At 54.1% G+C, this 18,095-nt stretch carries 18 protein-coding genes; 11 read left to right on the top strand and 7 right to left on the bottom strand.

What is annotated here, in order from left to right:
• Window positions 1–24: 24 nt before the first annotated feature.
• The 3 genes from AC1RKC_RS08075 to AC1RKC_RS08065 all read right to left on the bottom strand — a co-directional run bounded on the left by AC1RKC_RS08075 (window position 25) and on the right by AC1RKC_RS08065 (window position 3,520).
• The gene (locus tag AC1RKC_RS08075; protein ID WP_261135450.1) at window positions 25–909 is read right to left on the bottom strand and encodes a leucine-rich repeat domain-containing protein; all 885 of its coding nucleotides are present in this window, start codon (window positions 907–909) and stop codon (window positions 25–27) included.
• 107 nt (window positions 910–1,016) lie between these two features.
• Complete coding sequence (gene pyk / locus AC1RKC_RS08070) at window positions 1,017–2,459, bottom strand: pyruvate kinase (RefSeq protein ID WP_020827254.1); 1,443 nt, start codon at window positions 2,457–2,459, stop codon at window positions 1,017–1,019.
• A 188-nt stretch (window positions 2,460–2,647) separates the two neighbouring features.
• Complete coding sequence (locus AC1RKC_RS08065; RefSeq protein ID WP_020827253.1) at window positions 2,648–3,520, bottom strand: MurR/RpiR family transcriptional regulator; 873 nt, start codon at window positions 3,518–3,520, stop codon at window positions 2,648–2,650.
• Between the two features lie 417 nt (window positions 3,521–3,937).
• Here AC1RKC_RS08065 and zwf point away from each other — a divergent pair, with 417 nt between their 5' ends.
• The 4 genes from zwf (at window position 3,938) to mdtI (ending at window position 7,459) form a co-directional block, all read left to right on the top strand.
• Window positions 3,938–5,413 (top strand): glucose-6-phosphate dehydrogenase, encoded by a 1,476-nt coding sequence (gene zwf, locus AC1RKC_RS08060; protein WP_020827252.1) that lies wholly within the window; start codon window positions 3,938–3,940, stop codon window positions 5,411–5,413.
• Window positions 5,414–5,567: 154 nt separating this feature from the next.
• A complete protein-coding gene (locus AC1RKC_RS08055) occupies window positions 5,568–6,209 on the top strand; it encodes a bifunctional 4-hydroxy-2-oxoglutarate aldolase/2-dehydro-3-deoxy-phosphogluconate aldolase (protein WP_129982734.1) in 642 nt (213 codons plus the stop codon).
• 565 nt (window positions 6,210–6,774) lie between these two features.
• Complete coding sequence (gene mdtJ / locus AC1RKC_RS08050; RefSeq protein ID WP_020827250.1) at window positions 6,775–7,143, top strand: multidrug/spermidine efflux SMR transporter subunit MdtJ; 369 nt, start codon at window positions 6,775–6,777, stop codon at window positions 7,141–7,143.
• Complete coding sequence (gene mdtI, locus AC1RKC_RS08045; RefSeq protein WP_020827249.1) at window positions 7,130–7,459, top strand: multidrug/spermidine efflux SMR transporter subunit MdtI; 330 nt, start codon at window positions 7,130–7,132, stop codon at window positions 7,457–7,459. The genes mdtJ and mdtI overlap by 14 nt, the downstream gene beginning before the upstream one ends.
• A gap of 50 nt (window positions 7,460–7,509) precedes the next feature.
• On the opposite strand, the gene AC1RKC_RS08040 is transcribed toward mdtI, so the two are convergent.
• On the bottom strand, window positions 7,510–7,854 hold the full coding sequence (locus tag AC1RKC_RS08040; RefSeq protein ID WP_493092373.1) for a RidA family protein: 345 nt from the start codon (window positions 7,852–7,854) through the stop codon (window positions 7,510–7,512).
• A gap of 133 nt (window positions 7,855–7,987) precedes the next feature.
• On the opposite strand from AC1RKC_RS08040, the gene yoaA reads away from it, so the two are divergent.
• The 5 genes from yoaA (at window position 7,988) to rnd (ending at window position 14,474) form a co-directional block, all read left to right on the top strand.
• On the top strand, window positions 7,988–9,892 hold the full coding sequence (gene yoaA / locus AC1RKC_RS08035) for a DNA repair helicase YoaA (RefSeq protein ID WP_261135448.1): 1,905 nt from the start codon (window positions 7,988–7,990) through the stop codon (window positions 9,890–9,892).
• An 80-nt stretch (window positions 9,893–9,972) separates the two neighbouring features.
• On the top strand, window positions 9,973–10,674 hold the full coding sequence (gene tsaB / locus AC1RKC_RS08030; RefSeq protein ID WP_041415440.1) for a tRNA (adenosine(37)-N6)-threonylcarbamoyltransferase complex dimerization subunit type 1 TsaB: 702 nt from the start codon (window positions 9,973–9,975) through the stop codon (window positions 10,672–10,674).
• A gap of 101 nt (window positions 10,675–10,775) precedes the next feature.
• Window positions 10,776–11,366: a Slp family lipoprotein gene (locus tag AC1RKC_RS08025; protein WP_041415437.1), complete on the top strand. Its 591-nt coding sequence runs from the start codon at window positions 10,776–10,778 to the stop codon at window positions 11,364–11,366.
• Window positions 11,367–11,574: 208 nt separating this feature from the next.
• Window positions 11,575–13,263, top strand: coding sequence for a long-chain-fatty-acid--CoA ligase FadD (gene fadD, locus AC1RKC_RS08020; protein WP_046373352.1), 1,689 nt, complete (start codon window positions 11,575–11,577; stop codon window positions 13,261–13,263).
• A gap of 89 nt (window positions 13,264–13,352) precedes the next feature.
• The gene (rnd, locus tag AC1RKC_RS08015) at window positions 13,353–14,474 is read left to right on the top strand and encodes a ribonuclease D (protein ID WP_041415435.1); all 1,122 of its coding nucleotides are present in this window, start codon (window positions 13,353–13,355) and stop codon (window positions 14,472–14,474) included.
• A 233-nt stretch (window positions 14,475–14,707) separates the two neighbouring features.
• Here the strand turns inward: rnd and minE are convergent, their stop codons facing one another.
• From minE to minC, 3 genes are read right to left on the bottom strand one after another with little or no spacing between them, the layout of a single operon-like run.
• Entirely contained in the window at window positions 14,708–14,977 is a 270-nt protein-coding gene (minE, locus tag AC1RKC_RS08010; protein WP_012145482.1) for a cell division topological specificity factor MinE, read from the bottom strand.
• A gap of 3 nt (window positions 14,978–14,980) precedes the next feature.
• On the bottom strand, window positions 14,981–15,793 hold the full coding sequence (gene minD / locus AC1RKC_RS08005) for a septum site-determining protein MinD (RefSeq protein WP_020827242.1): 813 nt from the start codon (window positions 15,791–15,793) through the stop codon (window positions 14,981–14,983).
• Window positions 15,794–15,818: 25 nt separating this feature from the next.
• Entirely contained in the window at window positions 15,819–16,520 is a 702-nt protein-coding gene (minC, locus tag AC1RKC_RS08000; protein WP_020827241.1) for a septum site-determining protein MinC, read from the bottom strand.
• Between the two features lie 136 nt (window positions 16,521–16,656).
• Between minC and AC1RKC_RS07995 the strand changes: the two genes are divergently transcribed.
• Both AC1RKC_RS07995 and AC1RKC_RS07990 read left to right on the top strand, forming a co-directional pair.
• The gene (locus AC1RKC_RS07995) at window positions 16,657–16,929 is read left to right on the top strand and encodes a YcgL domain-containing protein (protein WP_020827240.1); all 273 of its coding nucleotides are present in this window, start codon (window positions 16,657–16,659) and stop codon (window positions 16,927–16,929) included.
• Window positions 16,930–16,985: 56 nt separating this feature from the next.
• On the top strand, window positions 16,986–18,050 hold the full coding sequence (locus tag AC1RKC_RS07990) for a lytic murein transglycosylase (protein ID WP_261135447.1): 1,065 nt from the start codon (window positions 16,986–16,988) through the stop codon (window positions 18,048–18,050).
• Window positions 18,051–18,095 lie beyond the last annotated feature (45 nt).

Below are 18,095 nucleotides of genomic sequence, written 5' to 3'. Positions count from 1 at the left end.
CTGGCCCTTGCTGTTTCTGACGGTTCAAATATGCACCAGGCAACCTTGGGCAATCAGCGGCTCCAGCACGGCAGGCATTTCGGTAAAGTTGTTCCAGCGCAGATCCAACCGCTGTAACTGGGTTAACTCGACCAAGCTGTCAGGCAGGGCGCTTAGGCAGTTAGCGCGCAGATCCAACGTGGTCAGTGCCTTAAGCTGACCAAAAGACGTCGGTAGCTGTTGCAGGCGGTTGGTTCTGAGGTTGAGGTGAGTCAGGTTGGCCAGCCGACCCAAAGTGGTTGGCAGCTGGCTGATAGCGTTATTTTCCACATCCAGCACCCTCAGCGCAGAGAGCTGGGCTATTTGCTCTGGTAGTGCAACCAGACGATTATTCATCAGGTGCAGTTCCCGCAGGGCGGTCAACTGGCCGAACGTCTCAGGTAACGAGGCAATCTGGTTATTGTAAAGCCGCAGTTCCTGCAGCGCGCCGAGTTGCACGATTGCCGTAGGCAATTCGCTCAGTTGGTTATCTGTCGCATTCAAATACCGCAGTTTATGTAACCGCCCCAGTTCGAGGGGCAGATCGCGAAAGGCGTTATCGCTGAGGTATAAATAAGTCAGTTCACGCAGCTCACCGATACCGGCCGGTATCTGGTTGGCCTGGTTATGGCCGCAATCGAGCATGGCCAGCTGTTTCAACAGGCCTATTTCAGTTGGCAGTTCGCTGAGTTGGTTGCAAGAGATGTTCAACACCTGCAGATCGGCATGCTGCAAAATCTGCCGTGGGAATTGCCGAAGCCGATTGTTATACAGACTGATTTTTAGCAGTGAGTTGCCTTGTAGACAGGTATCGTCCAGATTTTCCAGCCCCTGACCGTCCAGATCCAGACTTTGTGCCGTGCGGTTTTGCTGTGGGTGTTGATGAAGCATCGAAGCCTCTCCGTTTGCCATGGTGGCGACAGGCGACGAGTTTAACAGGAGGAAAGGGCGGTGCGGGAAAAAATGCCGGCCGCGTTAACGGCCGGCGGCAGGACAGATTACTCGACGCGCAGTATACGGCTGGTGTTGGTGGTGCCAACGGTTTCCATCACGTCACCCTGGGTGACGATCACCAGGTCACCCGAGACCAGGAAGCCTTTATCACGCAGGCGGTTAACCGCGTCATTGGCGGCGATAACACCGTCGTTATGGCTGTCGAAGTACACCGGGGTCACGCCGCGATAGAGTGCGGTCAGGTTCAGCGTGTGTTCATGGCGCGACATGGCGAAGATAGGCAGGCCGGAGCTGATGCGTGACATCATCAGTGCGGTACGGCCGGATTCGGTCATGGCAATCAGCGCGGTAACACCTTTCAGGTGGTTGGCTGCGTACATTGAAGACATGGCGATAGCCTCTTCAATGTTGTCGAACTGTACGTCCAGGCGGTGCTTGGACACATTGATGCTTGGGATCTTCTCCGCGCCCAGGCAAACGCGCGCCATTGCGGCTACGGTTTCGGCCGGGTATTGACCAGCAGCGGTTTCGGCAGACAGCATCACGGCGTCGGTGCCGTCCAGCACGGCGTTCGCCACGTCCATTACTTCGGCCCGGGTCGGCATCGGGTTGGTGATCATCGACTCCATCATCTGGGTCGCGGTGATCACGGCACGGTTCAGGGTGCGAGCACGGCGGATCAGCTTTTTCTGGATGCCGACCAGCTCAGGGTCGCCGATTTCGACGCCCAGATCGCCACGGGCAACCATCACTACATCGGAGGCCAGAATGATGTCATCCATGGCTTCGTCGCTGCAGACGGCTTCGGCACGCTCAACCTTGGAAACGATCTTGGCGTGACAGCCAGCATCGCGCGCCAGACGGCGGGCATAGTTCAGATCTTCGCCGGTGCGCGGGAAGGAAACCGCCAGATAATCGACGCCGATTTTTGCTGCGGTGACGATATCGGCTTTGTCTTTCTCGGTAAGGGCTTCTGCGGACAGGCCGCCACCCAGTTTGTTAATGCCTTTGTTGTTGGACAGCGGGCCGCCAACGGTCACTTCGGTAAAGACTTTCATGCCCTGAACTTCGAGCACTTTCAACTGTACGCGGCCGTCGTCCAGCAGCAGTACGTCGCCCGGCACCACGTCGGCAGGCAGGCCTTTATAGTCGATACCGACCTTTTCTTTATCGCCTTCGCCCTTGGCCATGTTGGCATCGAGCAGGAATTTATCACCGATGTTAAGGAAGATTTTGCCTTCCTTAAAGGTGGAAACACGAATTTTCGGCCCTTGCAGGTCACCCAGAATAGCGACGTGACGTCCCAACTTGGCAGCGATTTCGCGCACTTTGTCGGCGCGAGCCTGATGATCTTCTGCCGTGCCGTGGGAAAAGTTTAGCCGAACTACGTTTGCGCCTGCGGCAATGATCTTTTCCAGATTATTGTCGCGGTCAGTAGCCGGACCCAGGGTGGTAACAATTTTGGTTCTTCTGAGCCGTCTGGACATGTATTACTCCGTTGACTGGTGAAGCAAATTATTGGTGTTGCGATAACGTCGGATAACGAAACCTGGAGTGAAATGTAATTTTACTACACTGATGTTTCACCTGGGTTACCCGCATGAGCGTTTTAACAGGGTACTGCCTCTAATGCCGCCGTCCAGATGATCTTGAACGACAGGTTTTTTCACATCGGTTACGAGTCGAAATTGTTGGGGATAACGACACCCTTATCAAAGCGCGATTCTTTCAACGCTTCCTTGACCCGCTTCAAGTTATCTCTGAATTTGGCCCCTCTGCGCAAGGTAAATCCGGTGGCGAGCACGTCTATGAGCGTTAATTGCGCAATTCGTGACACCATCGGCATATAAACGTCGGTATCTTCGGGAACATCAAGCAACAACGCCAGGGTTGCCTCGTGCGCCAGAGGGGTATCGCGTGAGGTGATGGCGATAACCGTGGCGTCGTTTTCACGCGCCAGTTGCGCCATTTCCACCAGGTTTTTGGTACGACCGGTGTGGGAGATTAACACCACTACGTCCCCTTCGCTGGAATTCATGCAGCCCATACGTTGCATGACGATATCGTCGAAGTAGACCACCGGGATATTAAAGCGAAAAAATTTGTTCATCGCGTCGTGAGCGACCGCCGCAGAGGCCCCCAAACCGAAGAAAGAGATTTTTTTTGCCTGGGTCAGTAGATCAACCGCACGATTGATTGCGGCAATATCCAAATTTGCCTTTACTGTATCCAGACTGGCCATCACCGATTCGAATATTTTACCGGTATAGGCATCGACGCTGTCATCTTCCTCCACGTTACGGTTTACGTACGGAGTGCCATTGGCCAGGCTTTGGGCAAGATGCAGTTTGAAATCGGGGAAGCCTTTGGTATCGAGACGGCGACAAAAACGGTTGACGGTGGGTTCGCTGACGTCTGCCATTCTGGCCAGCGTCGCGATACTGGAGTGGATGGCGGTCTGCGGGGAGGCCAGGATCACCTCAGCGACTTTCCGTTCAGATTTGCTCAGCAGCTCCAGATGACTCTGGATTTTTTCCAGCGTATTCATATAACGAGGGTCACTCATGGTTTATACCCGTCGCATTTCAAGCTACAGCGGGGTGATGGCAGTTGCTATAACTTGAAATCCATAGGGTATGTCGATTTCAATCAAAGGAGAAATCAATGCCGGTTTAATGGAAATATACTACGTGCTGGTAACCGTTGGCAGTGTCGACAGAGGGTATGCAGGCTTTTTTCATCAGAACATGACCTGTGTCTAACTTTCATAATGGTAAAAGAGCATCAAAAAAGACAGAAAATTACAGTTTTTGGCTCGGGCACCTACGTTTAGAGCCGGTAGCGCTTAACACTGCATTTTCTGGGGCTTTTTTTCTACTTTTGATCCGGGTTTACTGGCCGTAGTCAAAGAGAGTACATTAGTAATGTAAGAAAATTACAAATATCCTGCAACGAGGAGATGAACATGGCGGTAACCTCTACAGCCCAGGCGTGTGACCTGGTTATTTTCGGCGCGAAAGGCGATTTGGCGCGTCGTAAGCTGTTGCCTTCCCTGTACCAGTTAGAGAAAGCCGGTCATATCCATCCGGATACCCGCATCATCGGCGTCGGCCGTGCCGAGTGGGATAAAGAAGCCTATATCAAGGTGGTCAAGGAAGCGCTTGGCACCTTTATGAAAGAAAAACTGGATGACGAGCTCTGGGCGACGCTGAGCGCGCGCCTGGATTTCTGCAACCTGGATGTGAACGACAGCAAGAATTTTACCAAATTGGGTAAAATGCTGGACCAGAAACATCGCACCACCATTAACTACTTTGCCATGCCGCCAAGCACCTTTGGCGCGATTTGCAAAGGGTTGGGCGAAGCCAAGTTGAACCACGAGCCGGCGCGCGTGGTAATGGAAAAACCGCTGGGTACCGATCTGGCTTCTTCACGCGTGATCAACGATCAGGTCGCGGAATATTTCAACGAGAGCCAGGTTTATCGTATCGACCATTATCTCGGTAAAGAGACGGTACTGAACCTGCTGGCGCTGCGCTTCGCCAACTCGTTGTTCGCCTCCAACTGGGATAACCGCACCATCGACTCCGTACAGATCACCGTAGCGGAAGAGGTGGGTATTGAAGGGCGCTGGGGCTACTTTGACCAGGCCGGTCAGATGCGCGACATGATCCAGAACCACCTGTTGCAAATCCTGACCATGATTGCCATGTCGCCACCGGCGGACCTGACGACTGACCGTATTCGCGACGAGAAAGTGAAGGTACTGCGTTCACTGCGCCGCATCGATCAGACCAATGTACGTGAAACCACGGTGCGTGGTCAGTACACCGCTGGCTTCGTGCAGGGCAAAAAGGTGCCGGGTTATCTGGAAGAAGAAGGGGCGAACAAAAGCAGCAATACTGAAACCTTCGTCTCAATCCGCGTTGATATCGACAACTGGCAGTGGGCCGGCGTGCCATTCTACCTGCGTACCGGTAAGCGTCTGCCGACCAAATGTTCCGAAGTGGTGGTCTACTTCAAGAACCCGCCATTGAACCTGTTCAGCGATTCTTACCAGCAGTTGCCGCAGAACAAACTGACCATTCGTCTGCAGCCGGATGAAGGCATCGAAATTCAGGTGTTGAACAAGGTGCCGGGTCTGGATCACAAGCACCGTCTGCAAACCACCAAGCTGGATCTGAGTTTCTCCGAAACCTTCAACCAGGAGCATGTGGCTGACGCCTACGAGCGTCTGTTGCTGGAAACCATGCGTGGCATCCAGGCGCTGTTCGTGCGCCGCGACGAAGTGGAAGAAGCCTGGAAGTGGGTTGACTCCATTATGGACGCGTGGAAAGCGGATAACGAGGCACCTAAGCCGTACCAATCCGGCACCTGGGGCCCGGTCGCTTCAGTGGCGATGATCACCCGTGACGGCCGTTCCTGGAACGAGTTCGAGTAATCACCCTGCCGGCAGCTTATCTGCCGGCATTTTTTTGCCCGCAGTACCGGGGCGCAACATCACTTGGGGTACGGCCGGACGCCTGCGCTTTAATGCGTGGGGCCCTGTGGCAGGGGCGTGCCATTGATAACCCGTAAGTAATGGAGAAGTAACGATGAAAAACTGGAAAACCAGCGCAGAACAGATCCTGACCGCAGGCCCGGTGGTTCCGGTGATAGTGATCAACAAGCTGGAACATGCGGTGCCGCTGGCCAAGGCGCTGGTAGCCGGTGGTGTGCGCGTGCTGGAAGTCACATTGCGCACCGACTGCGCCATGGAGGCAATCCGCGCTATCGCGGCAGAGGTGCCGGAGGCAATTATCGGTGCCGGTACGGTGATCAACCCGCAGCAGTTGCAGGCAGTGACCGAGGCCGGTGCGCAATTCGCCATCAGCCCCGGCCTGACGGACGCGCTGCTGAAGGCCGCAACCGCAGGCACGATTCCATTGATTCCGGGTATTAGCACTGTTTCAGAGCTGATGCTGGGTATGGATCACGGGCTGCGTGAGTTCAAATTCTTCCCGGCGGAAGCCAACGGTGGCGTGAAGGCGTTGCAAGCGATCGGTGGTCCATTCCCCCAGGTGCGTTTCTGCCCGACCGGGGGCATCACGCCAAACAACTACCGTGATTACCTGGCGCTGAAAAGCGTGTTGTGTATCGGCGGTTCCTGGTTGGTTCCGGCCGATGCGTTGGAAAAGGGCGATTACGCTCGCATCACCGAACTGGCACGTACCGCGGTCAGCGGCGCTGCGGCCTAACCCGCGCCGGGCCTGGGTTTGACGATTATTTGCCCGCACCACGCTAAACGAAGGCTCAACGACTTGTTGAGCCTTTTTTTATTTTTAAATTACTTAACTTTCTTATTTTTAAACTTTTTTTTATTCGTTTTTGTGAAAACGGCGGTTTGCTTTCTTTTTTTGGCTATGGTACAACTATCGCAGTTGAAAATTTTACTTGATGAGGATATTGGGCAAATCGCACTCCGTGTAACAAGATAATGTGCGGCTGAGAATAGAGAATAATTATGATGACAACTAATGGAATTACCCTCAGAACCTCTACTTGCCAGCTTTTCCTGTCTGCCATCCTTGCCAGTGAGCATCACTGGTGCAGCGAGCTATAGCGTCTTTCTCCCTTAACCGGTGCTGGTGACAGGCTCAGTCCTCCGTCATTCCGCGTAGCCGGGCAAACTTCTTTATTACGTTTGGGTCAGTTTATCCCCAGGGATCTCTGCGTCGTCAGCGCCTCGTTGCGCCTGTCTGACGAGATAAATCGGGATAAATATGCCTTAGCGTGCGTTATTCGCCGTTTGGGAGAGAAATTATGATTTATTGGATCTTTTTAGGCTTGGCCATCGTGGCCGAAATTATCGGTACCCTGTCCATGAAATACGCCAGCGTGAGCGGCGGCATGACCGGTCACATTGTGATGTATGTGATGATCACTGCATCATACGTCATGCTGTCATTGGCGATTAAACGCGTTGCCCTTGGCGTTGCTTACGCGCTGTGGGAAGGGATCGGTATCCTGTTTATTACCTTGTTCAGCGTATTGTGGTTCGATGAGCCCATCTCGACCTTGAAGGTGCTGGGTCTGGTGACGTTGATCGCCGGGATCTTGTTGGTGAAGTCCGGTACCCGCAAACCACGAAAACAGGCCAGCCCGCGAGGTGACAACCATGCAACAGCTTGAGTTGTACCACATTGGGTTCTTGGGACTGGCGATTGTGTTGGAAATTGTCGCCAACATCTTCCTGAAGATGTCAGACGGTTTCCGTAAAATCTGGTTAGGCCTGCTGTCATTGCTGTCGGTGCTGGGGGCGTTCAGTGCTCTGGCACAGGCGGTGAAGGGGATAGACCTGTCGGTGGCTTATGCATTGTGGGGCGGTTTCGGTATTGCCGCGACAATCGCCGCTGGCTGGATCCTGTTCGGTCAGCGCCTGAATGCCAAAGGCTGGATTGGTTTGGTGTTGTTGCTGGCAGGTATGGTGATCATCAAGCTGGCTTAAGCAGCAGATAAAAATAAAACCGCAGGCGTTATCGTCTGCGGTTTTTTCGTTTATACCGCAGCAATAATTTTGATTTCGACCTTGTACTTCGGATTCATCAATTTGGCTTGCACAGTGCAGCGCACCGGCGCGCTACCCGCAACTACCCAGGCATCCCAGGCGCCGTTCATGGCAGCAAAATCGGCATCGTCGGCCAGAAAAATGGTGGCGTCCAGCACCCGGCTTTTATCTGACCCAACGCGCGCCAGAATCACGTCAATTGCTGCCAGCGCGTTCGCGGTCTGGGCAGTAGCGTCATCATCCAGGTTTTCCGGCACGCTGGTGTAATAGACGGTGTCGTTGTGAACGACGGCTTCGGACCAACGTTTGTCTGGATCAATTCGTTCAATATTCATTCAATTATCTCCATATCATCATCGCGTTAAGGGTAACACAGCCATCGGCAGAAATGTGTGACGATAAAGTCGGTGGTAGCCGTGCGGCAGGATAGGCATAATTAACGCTGAATTACATCGGCAGAGAGATAGCGTGGCAGACGATTTCGCAACAGACGGCGCCCTGGCGCAGGCAATCAAGGGTTTCAAACCGCGTGAAGCACAGCGGCAGATGGCGGAAGCGGTCACCGAAGCCATTAATTTCAAGCAGGAACTGGTGGTCGAAGCGGGCACCGGTACCGGCAAAACCTACGCCTATCTGGTGCCGGCACTGCGGGCCGATCGCAAAGTGATTATTTCCACCGGGTCAAAAGCGTTGCAGGATCAGCTTTATGCACGCGATTTGCCCACCGTGGCCAAGGCACTGAAGTACAAAGGTAAGATGGCGCTGCTGAAAGGGCGCTCCAATTACCTGTGTCTGGAACGTCTGGAGCAACAGTCGATGGCTGGCGGCGAGTTGGCCGGGCAAACGCTGATCGATCTGGTCCATCTGCGCAAATGGTCGTCCATGACCAAAGAGGGCGACATCAGCAGTTGCAGCGACGTGGCGGAAGACAGCTTCGTTTGGCCGCTGGTGACCAGCACTAACGACAACTGCCTGGGCAGCGATTGCCCGTTGTATAAAGATTGCTTTGTGGTCAAAGCGCGTCGTCGTGCGATGGATGCCGATGTGGTGGTGGTGAACCACCATCTGTTCCTGGCCGATATGGTGGTGAAGGAGGGCGGCTTTGCCGAACTGATCCCTGAGGCCGATGTGATGATCTTCGATGAAGCGCATCAGATCCCCGATATCGCCAGCCAGTATTTCGGTAAGCAACTGACCAGCCGTCAACTGCTGGACCTGGCCAAAGACATTTCCATTGCCTATCGCACCGAAGTGCGCGATGCCGCACAGCTGCAAAAAAGCGCCGACCGCCTCAGCCAAAGCACGCAGGATTTTCGTTTGATGTTGGGAGAACCAGGGTTTCGCGGCAACCTGCGCGAGGTGCTGAGCCAGCCCAATGTACAACGCGCCTTGCTGCTGCTCGATGATGCGCTGGAGCTGTGTTATGACGTGGTCAAACTTTCCCTTGGCCGTTCGGCCTTGTTGGACGCGGCTTTTGAACGCGCTACGTTATATCGTGCCCGTCTCAAACGCTTGAAAGAGGTCAATGAACCGGGGTTCAGCTATTGGTATGAGTGCAACTCGCGTCACTTTGTACTGGCGTTGACGCCGCTGACGGTGGCCGATCGTTTCCGTGAGTTGCTGGATGAAAAACCGGGCAGTTGGATTTTCACCTCGGCAACCCTGTCGGTTAACGAGCAGATGGGCCACTTTACCGAGCGTCTGGGGTTGAATAAGGCCAAAACGCTGCTGCTGGCCAGCCCATTCGATTACGCCAAACAGGCCTTGCTGTGCGTACCGCGCTTTTTACCCTCACCAAACCAGCCTGGCGGCGCGCGGCAATTGGCACACATGCTACGGCCGCTGATTGAAGCCAATAACGGCCGCTGCTTCTTCCTTTGTACTTCGCACCAGATGATGCGGGAACTGGCGGAAGAGTTCCGTGCCACCATGACCTTGCCGGTGCTGTTGCAGGGGGAAACCAGCAAGGGGCAGTTGCTGGCTCAGTTTGTCGAGGCCGGCAATGCCCTGTTGGTGGCGACCAGCAGCTTCTGGGAGGGGGTAGATGTACGCGGCGATGCATTGTCGTGCGTGATTATCGACAAACTGCCGTTTACCTCACCTGACGATCCGTTGTTGAAAGCCCGGATTGAAGACTGCCGGTTACGTGGTGGCGATCCGTTTAACGATGTGCAACTTCCGGACGCGGTCATTACCCTGAAACAGGGGGTTGGACGCCTGATCCGCGATACCGACGATCGCGGCGTGCTGGTGATTTGCGACAATCGGTTGGTGATGCGCCCCTATGGTGAAGTTTTCCTCAATAGCCTGCCGCCGACGCCGCGTACCCGCGATATCGCCCAGGCGATTGCCTTCCTGCAGGCAGATCGCTAGCGGATAGGCGTGACCCCAGGGCTGTGCTACAATGCGCGCCCTGTATGAAAAACCCTGTTTTTTTCCCGCCTGAGGTTGGCATGTCCACGCGAATTTTAGCGATCGATACAGCGACGGAAGCCTGTTCCGTTGCTATCTGGAATCAAGGCGAAATCCACGCCCTGTTTGAGCTGTGCCCACGTGAGCATACGCAACGTATTTTACCTATGGTGCAGCAGGTGCTGGCGGAATCCGGGGTCACCCTTGGCCAGCTCGATGCGCTGGCTTTTGGCCGCGGGCCGGGCAGCTTTACCGGCGTGCGTATCGGCATTGGCATTGCTCAGGGCTTGGCGCTGGGCGCCGACTTGCCCTTGCTGGGCGTTTCCACGCTGCAAACCATGGCGCAGGGCGCCTGGCGACTCACCGGGGCTGACCGTGTGCTGTCGGCGATAGATGCGCGTATGGGCGAAGTCTACTGGGGTCAGTTTGAACGTCAGCAAGACGGTAACTGGCTTGAAAGTGAAGGTGAAGCGGTACTTACCCCGGCGCAGGCGCTGGTGCGCGCGCAAGGTCTGCAAGGCCACTGGGCGCATGTCGGCACCGGCTGGCAAACCTATCCGGATTTGGTTGCCGGTTCCACGTTAACCCTGAGCGATGGGCAAATGTTGTTACCGCAGGCGGAAGATATGCTGCCGTTGGCGCTGCATGCCTGGCAACAGGGTTTGGCGGTGGCGGTAGAAAATGCCGAGCCGACCTATTTGCGTAATGAAGTCACCTGGAAAAAATTGCCGGGCCGCGAATAGCCGCAACCTATTGTGCTTTGGCGGCAATAGGGATAGGAATGATCTGCAACTTGCTCCGTGAATTGATGTCAAAGTTACAGCCATTTCAGGAGATTGCGACGATGTTAACCCGCACTGTTTGTAAAAAAATGTCGCTGCTGGCTATTGCCGGCAGCGTGCTGGCGCTGTCAGGTTGCGTAACCGTGCCTGATGCGATTAAAGGCAGCACGGCAACGCCGGTGCAGCAGCTGTCTTCGGTACAGAATGCGCCGAACCTGTTTGTCGGGGCTGAAGCTCGCTTTGGCGGTACCGTTGTGAACGTTGCCAATGAGCAGGGGCGCACGTTACTGGAAATTGCGGCCGTGCCGCTCGATTCCGGCGCCCGGCCGATATTGGGTGAGCCGTCACGGGGTCGTCTGATAGCCTCGGTTAATGGCTTCCTGGAACCGGTTGATTTTAAGGGCCAGTTAGTGACGGTAGTTGGGCCAATCACCGGCGTGAAAGACGGCAAGATCGGCATGACACCGTACAAGTTTGTTACCATGAATGCCACTGGCTACAAACGCTGGCATCTGTCTCAGCAGGTGATGATGCCACCGGCGCCGATGGGCCCCTGGGGCTGGCGTAGCGGTACCTGGGGCCCCGGTTGGGGCGTGGGGTATGGCTGGTACAACCCTGGCCCAGTGCAGGTGCAAACCATCGTTACCGAGTAATGCTTGCTTGTTGTTAAATTTTAATAGGGCGGCTCCGGCCGCCTTATTCTTTTGGCGTAGGGAATGACCGCCAATTAGTGACGTACATCGCAACCTGAATATTGTTTAAAACTCAAACTGGTCTGCTGAGTTAAAATATTGTTATGGTTTGGCTGCATATTTGGGGGCTGCGATGATGATAATGAATAATAATTTCAGGAGTAATACCTTGGATAAGGTCTGGTTAAAACGTTACCCGGCGGATGTTCCGGCAGAGATCGACGCCGATCGTTATTCATCTTTGGTCGAAATGTTTGAAAATGCGGTTCAGCGCTACGCAGATCAACCGGCTTTCATTAACATGGGTGAGGTGATGACCTACCGCAAGCTGGAAGAACGTAGTCGGGCTTTCGCGGCTTACCTGCAAAATGAGCTGGGGCTGCAGAAAGGCGACCGCGTTGCTCTGATGATGCCGAACCTGTTGCAGTATCCCATCGCGCTGTTTGGTATCTTACGTGCGGGTATGGTGGTGGTGAACGTTAACCCGCTGTATACGCCACGTGAATTGGAACATCAACTGAACGACAGTGGCGCAAGTGCCATTGTGATCGTCTCCAACTTTGCTCATACGCTGGAAAAAGTGGTGTTCAACACCCAGGTCAAGCATGTGATCCTGACGCGTATGGGCGATCAGCTCTCCGCCGCCAAAGGCACGCTGGTTAACTTCGTCGTCAAATACATCAAGCGGCTGGTGCCGAAATATCATCTACCGGCGGCGGTTTCTTTTCGCAGTGCGCTCCAGCGCGGGCGTCGCCAACAGTATGTTAAACCCGATATTATCAACACCGATCTGGCGTTCCTGCAGTATACCGGTGGGACTACCGGCGTGGCCAAAGGCGCGATGCTGACACACCGTAATATGCAGGCTAACCTGGAGCAGGCCAAAGCTGCCTATTTGCCGCTGTTTCGTGAAGGGCAGGAGTTGGTGGTAACGGCGCTGCCGCTGTATCACATTTTCGCGCTGACGGTGAACTGCCTGCTGTTTATCGATTTGGGTGGGCGCAATTTGCTGATCACCAACCCACGCGACATTCCAGGGCTGGTGAAAGAGCTGGGCAAATATCCGTTCACCGCCATGAGTGGGGTGAACACCCTGTTCAATGCGCTATTGAACAACGAGGACTTCCACAAGCTGGATTTCTCCACCCTGCGTTTTTCCGTCGGCGGCGGCATGTCAGTACAGAAATCGGTGGCGGACAAGTGGGAGAAAACCACCGGTAAGCACTTGCTGGAAGGATACGGCCTGACGGAATGCGCGCCGCTGGTCTCCGGTAACCCTTACGATCTGAAACACTACAGCGGCAGTATCGGTTTGCCTGTACCCTCGACGGATATTCGGCTGGTGGACGATAACGGTCAGGACGTGCCGGTTGGTGAGCCGGGTGAACTGTGGGTCAAAGGACCGCAAGTTATGTTAGGCTACTGGCAGCGGCCGGATGCCACCGATGAAGTATTGAAAGATGGCTGGCTCGCGACCGGCGATATCGTTACAGTGGACGATATGGGCTTTGTCCGCGTCGTCGACCGGAAGAAGGACATGATCCTGGTTTCCGGGTTTAACGTATACCCGAACGAGATTGAAGACGTGGTCAGTCAGCATCCGAAAGTATTGGAATGCGCGGCGATTGGCGTGCCGAATGAGGTAACCGGTGAGACGGTTAAAATTTGCGTGGTGAAGAAAGACGCTTCGCTGACCAAAGAAGAACTGTTGACCCATTGTCGTCGGCAGCTTACCGGGTATAAAGTGCCTAAAATTGTTGAGTTCCGTGACGAGTTGCCGAAGTCTAACGTCGGTAAAATTTTGCGGCGAGAACTGCGTGATGAGCAGAAAAAACCTGCAGCGGCCGATGCCGCCTAGGTTATCATCCACGCCTTACAGATCAACAACGCCGGTGAATGCCGGCGTTGTTGTGTTTGAATCATAAAAGCGACCAAGAGAATGACGTTTTGAACTATCAGTTGATCACTACCGATGCCGGATTGCAGCAGGTCTGCGAGCAGGCGAAAAAGCATGCCCAGATAGCGCTGGACACCGAATTTGTCAGAACGCGCACCTATTATCCGCAGTTAGGCCTGATTCAGTTATACGACGGTGAACAACTCTCCCTGATTGACCCCCTGCCAATCAAGCAATGGCAGCCGTTTATCGAGCTGCTGAGTAATACTCAGATTGTGAAGTTCCTGCACGCCGGCAGTGAGGATCTGGAAGTGTTCCTCAACGCGTTCAAAACGCTGCCGACTCCGATGGTGGACACCCAAATTCTGGCGGCCTTCACCGGTCGACCGCTGTCTTGCGGTTTTGCGACCCTGGTGGCGGAGTATATGCAGGTGGAGTTGGATAAAAGCGAAGCCCGCACCGACTGGCTGGCGCGTCCGCTGACGGAAAAACAGTGCGTCTATGCGGCGGCTGACGTGTTCTATCTGCTGCCGATGGCCAAACGCCTGGTTCAGGAGACGGAAGAGGCCGGTTGGACGGCTGCCGCTAATAATGAATGCCTGTTGCTATGCCAACGCCGTAGCGAGACGCTGGCGCCAGAATTGGCCTACCGTGAAATCACCAATGCCTGGCAACTGCGTCCGCGTCAGTTGGGCTGCTTGCAGAAGCTGGCTGAATGGCGCCTGCGTCAGGCGCGTGAGCGCGATCTGGCGGTAAACTTCGTGGTACGTGAGGAAAACCTTTGGCAGGTGGCGCGACATATGCCGACATCGCTGGGGGAATTGGACTCTCTGGGCCTGAGCGGTCCGGAAATTCGTTATCACGGTAAAACGCTGTTGGCGCTGGTGGCAGAGGCTAATGAGCTGGATGAGGCTGCACTGCCAGCACCGCTGTCGAACCTGATCGATCAGCCGGGCTACAAGAAAGTGTTCAAGGATATCAAGGCGGCGATCGTCATTGTCAGTGAGCAAAGCGGGTTGAGCAGTGAATTACTGGCATCGCGCCGACAGATTAACCAACTGCTGAATTGGCATTGGAAATTGAAGGGTGCTGACAGCCTGCCAGAATTAATCAGCGGTTGGCGCGGTGATTTATTGGCGGCGCCACTGCAGGCTATTTTGAAGGATTATTAATCGAGTGGTAAAACTTGGGGCAGGGTAAGGAAACGCTGCTCCGATTATTTATTAGAAATAACCATAACAACACTTACCGACAGCATTTACTTTAAACAACAGTGACGCAAGATTAATTGAGATTAATCCCAAAGGCTAAAAACGATTATTAGGCGTTTTTTATCTCAATAACTGGTTATGCATACAGTTACCCCCTGCAAGAAAATATACAGGGGGTAATTAGTGCGTCACACTCATTTAGTTACTTCTTCCGATTCCGGTAATGTCACGTTGAGTTCGAGTACCGAAATATCATCCCCTTTCTGCTCAAACTGCACGTGCAGCATTTCAGGGTCGATTTGAATATATTTGCAAATTACCGCCAGAATATCGCGTTTCAAATCAGGCAGATACGGGGGCTCACTGTCCCCGCGACGACGCTCTGCGACGATAATCTGCAGCCGTTCCTTGGCTATATTGGCTGTCTGCTTTTTGCGGGACAGAAAGAAGTCTAGTAATGCCATGGTTTATCCCCCAAAAAGGCGTTTCAGGAAACCCTTCTTCTCTTCTTCAATGAAGCGGAAGGGGCGTTCTTCCCCTAACAGGCGGCTAACGGTATCGTCATAGGCTTTGCCGGCATCCGACTCGGCGTCGAGGATCACCGGTTCACCCTGGTTGGATGCGCGCAGTACGGATTGGTCTTCCGGGATAACGCCGACCAATGGAATGCGCAGAATTTCCAGCACGTCTTCCATGCTCAGCATGTCGCCACGGCTGACGCGACCTGGGTTGTAGCGGGTCAGCAGCAGGTGTTCCTTGATTGGCGATTCGCCTCTCTCGGCACGGCGAGATTTGGAAGACAAAATGCCCAGAATACGGTCAGAGTCACGTACTGAGGAGACTTCCGGGTTGGTGGTGATGATGGCTTCATCAGCAAAATACAGCGCCATCAGTGCGCCGGTTTCGATGCCCGCCGGAGAGTCACAAACCACAAAATCAAAATCCATTTCGCCCAGGTCGTTGAGGATCTTCTCAACGCCTTCGCGGGTTAACGCGTCTTTGTCACGCGTTTGCGAAGCTGGCAGGATAAACAGATTTTCGGTGCGCTTGTCTTTGATCAACGCCTGATTCAGTGTGGCATCACCCTGAATCACGTTAACGAAATCGTAAACAACCCGGCGTTCGCAGCCCATGATCAGGTCAAGATTACGCAGGCCGATATCGAAATCGATCACTACGGTTTTCTTTCCTTTTTGGGCTAAACCGGTAGCGATGGCCGCGCTTGAAGTGGTCTTGCCAACGCCCCCTTTACCCGATGTAACAACAATAATGCGTGCCATGAAATGGATTCCTTGTCAAAAGGGCTTAATTTAAAGGTTGTATGGTTAAAGCGTTATCCAACAGGCTGAGTCGTACTGCCTGCCCGACATAGTCGGACGGGATTTGGTCGCTCAACCAGTACTGCCCTGCGATAGAGACTAGCTCAGCACCCAGGTGCGTGCAAAAAATCTGGCACTGTGTATCACCTGATGCACCGGCCAGCGCACGACCGCGCATCATGCCGTAGACGTGAATGTTGCCATCGGCAATTAATTCAGCGCCGGCGCTAACGCTGCTGGTCACTATCAGATCGCTGTTGCGGGCATAAATTTGTTGGCCGGAACGGACAGGGGTACTGATGATGCGCGTCTTGGCGGGGGCGTTGGGATCCACCACCGGGGCTGGCGCAGGCGCCGGTTCCGGTGTGGCCATCTTTTGGCCTTTGCCTTCGTTCAGCAACGGCAGCCCGGCACGGGTTATTGCGCGTTTCTGCCGCTCATCTCTGCAACCGCTGATACCCACAACGCGCAGACCTGCTGCCGTGACAGCCTGTTGAAGTTCTTTCCAGTTTGCGTCGCCGTTCAGCGTTGCAACGTTGATAACAACAGGGGCGTTTTTCAAAAAAGCGGGCGCTTGCTCTACTTTTTCCAGTAACGCCTGACGTATTACCTCGGGTTCCGAATTATGCAAATGAACAACCGATAGGGTAAAACTGCTGCCTTTTAGCTCAATTGGCGATTGTGACATCTATCCTGACTCAGTCTCAGCAACTTTAAATCCCCGGAATACCAATCGGGGTGCGATATTCCGAAGTACTATAAGCATGTTATAGTCAGAGTTATATCCAGGCAAGACGCTGCCCCAATTAAATAGAGTTAAAAACATGCTTTGTGTGATCTATAGAAGTTCTAAACGCGATCAAACTTATCTTTATGTCGAAAAAAAAGACGATTTCTCCCGTGTGCCGGAAGATCTGATGAAAAGTTTCGGTACGCCGCAATTGGCAATGGTGCTTTCCCTTGAAGGGCGGGAAAAGTTAGCCTCGGCGGATATTGAGAAAGTGAAAGAAGCCCTGAAAGAAGAAGGGTTTTATCTTCAGGTCCCCCCGCCGTTGGAAAATTTATTAAACCAGCATTTGTCTGGCGACAAAAAATAACCTGCGAAGATGTAGGAGAGGCTGGAAGCGCTCAAAACTGATAAAGGAGCCGCGTGATGAGATTGTCGGCAATAACCCTGCTATCGACGCTGTTGACGTTAGGATGCACAGTCAGTCAGCAGGCGATGGCGCAAGGGGCCACATCGGCGTCGGAAGCTTCGTCGGGCACAGCTACTCCTGCGGCTCAGAGCCGACTCTCTGAAACGGGTCGCGATCCTGCGCAGTTCCCGGCCTACGTTGAACAGTTAAAACGCCAGGCGCTGGCGCAGGGGATCAGCCCGGCGATTGTCGACAGTGCTTTCACCGACGTGCATTTTGTCGATCGGGTGATCAAGGCTGACCGTAATCAGCCGGAAAAGAAAATCACGCTGGACGACTACCTCAAACGCGTATTGCCACCCGCCAAGATCGCACAAGGCCGTGCGCTATATCAGCAGTATCATCCTAAGCTTTCGCGGCTCACCGCGCACTACGGCGTGCCGGGACGTTATGTCGTGGCACTCTGGGGCATGGAAAGCGCCTTCGGCAAAATCCAGGGGCGTGAAGATGTGATATCTGCGCTCGCCACCTTGGCTTTTGAAGGGCGACGCGAGGCGTTCTTCAGTCAACAGCTGATGGCGGCGCTGCAAATCCTCGAGCAGGGTCATGTCAGCCGCGAGCAGTTGAAAGGCTCCTGGGCCGGTGCCATGGGGCAATGCCAATTTATGCCGACGTCGTTCCTTAACTATGCTGCGGACGGCGACGGTGACGGCCGCATTGATATCTGGAACAACGTTGACGATGTCTTTGCCTCTACGGCCCGCTATCTGTCGAGCGAAGGCTGGCAGCGTGGTGTGGGTTGGGGCAGAGAGGTCAGGTTGCCTACCGGGTTCAGCACCGAGGCTCTGGGGCTAAAGGATAGCCAGGCGCACAGCGTCAATGAATGGCAAAAACGCGGGGTGCGGCGTCCGGATGGTTCAGCGCTGCCGCATTCCAGCCTGCGAAGTTGGCTGATCACACCGGATGACATGCAGGGCCGGGCATTCCTGGTTTATGATAATTTCCGCACGATTATGCACTGGAATCGCTCTTACTATTTTGCGATCGGTGTGGGTATGATGGCTGACGGTATCGGGCAATAGAAAAAGGCTGCGGTGCCTCCACCAGCGCGTGGAATAACGGGCTTA

The organism is Serratia sp. GW822-FHT06E05, from assembly GCF_058799445.1.
This window is presented reverse-complemented; position numbering and strand designations above follow the sequence as displayed.

Excerpts from the sequence above, each read along its gene's own strand:
- mdtI (WP_020827249.1), top strand. The coding sequence starts at position 7,130 with ATGCAACAGCTTGAGTTGTACCACATTGGGTTCTTGGGACTGGCGATT.
- minE (WP_012145482.1), bottom strand. The coding sequence starts at position 14,977 with ATGGCATTACTAGACTTCTTTCTGTCCCGCAAAAAGCAGACAGCCAAT.
- pyk (WP_020827254.1), bottom strand. The coding sequence starts at position 2,459 with ATGTCCAGACGGCTCAGAAGAACCAAAATTGTTACCACCCTGGGTCCG.
- AC1RKC_RS08055 (WP_129982734.1), top strand. The coding sequence starts at position 5,568 with ATGAAAAACTGGAAAACCAGCGCAGAACAGATCCTGACCGCAGGCCCG.
- AC1RKC_RS08065 (WP_020827253.1), bottom strand. The coding sequence starts at position 3,520 with ATGAATACGCTGGAAAAAATCCAGAGTCATCTGGAGCTGCTGAGCAAA.
- AC1RKC_RS08075 (WP_261135450.1), bottom strand. The coding sequence starts at position 909 with ATGCTTCATCAACACCCACAGCAAAACCGCACGGCACAAAGTCTGGAT.
- mdtJ (WP_020827250.1), top strand. The coding sequence starts at position 6,775 with ATGATTTATTGGATCTTTTTAGGCTTGGCCATCGTGGCCGAAATTATC.
- AC1RKC_RS08040 (WP_493092373.1), bottom strand. The coding sequence starts at position 7,854 with ATGAATATTGAACGAATTGATCCAGACAAACGTTGGTCCGAAGCCGTC.
- tsaB (WP_041415440.1), top strand. The coding sequence starts at position 9,973 with ATGTCCACGCGAATTTTAGCGATCGATACAGCGACGGAAGCCTGTTCC.
- minC (WP_020827241.1), bottom strand. The coding sequence starts at position 16,520 with ATGTCACAATCGCCAATTGAGCTAAAAGGCAGCAGTTTTACCCTATCG.
- AC1RKC_RS07995 (WP_020827240.1), top strand. The coding sequence starts at position 16,657 with ATGCTTTGTGTGATCTATAGAAGTTCTAAACGCGATCAAACTTATCTT.
- zwf (WP_020827252.1), top strand. The coding sequence starts at position 3,938 with ATGGCGGTAACCTCTACAGCCCAGGCGTGTGACCTGGTTATTTTCGGC.
- AC1RKC_RS07990 (WP_261135447.1), top strand. The coding sequence starts at position 16,986 with ATGAGATTGTCGGCAATAACCCTGCTATCGACGCTGTTGACGTTAGGA.
- minD (WP_020827242.1), bottom strand. The coding sequence starts at position 15,793 with ATGGCACGCATTATTGTTGTTACATCGGGTAAAGGGGGCGTTGGCAAG.
- AC1RKC_RS08025 (WP_041415437.1), top strand. The coding sequence starts at position 10,776 with ATGTTAACCCGCACTGTTTGTAAAAAAATGTCGCTGCTGGCTATTGCC.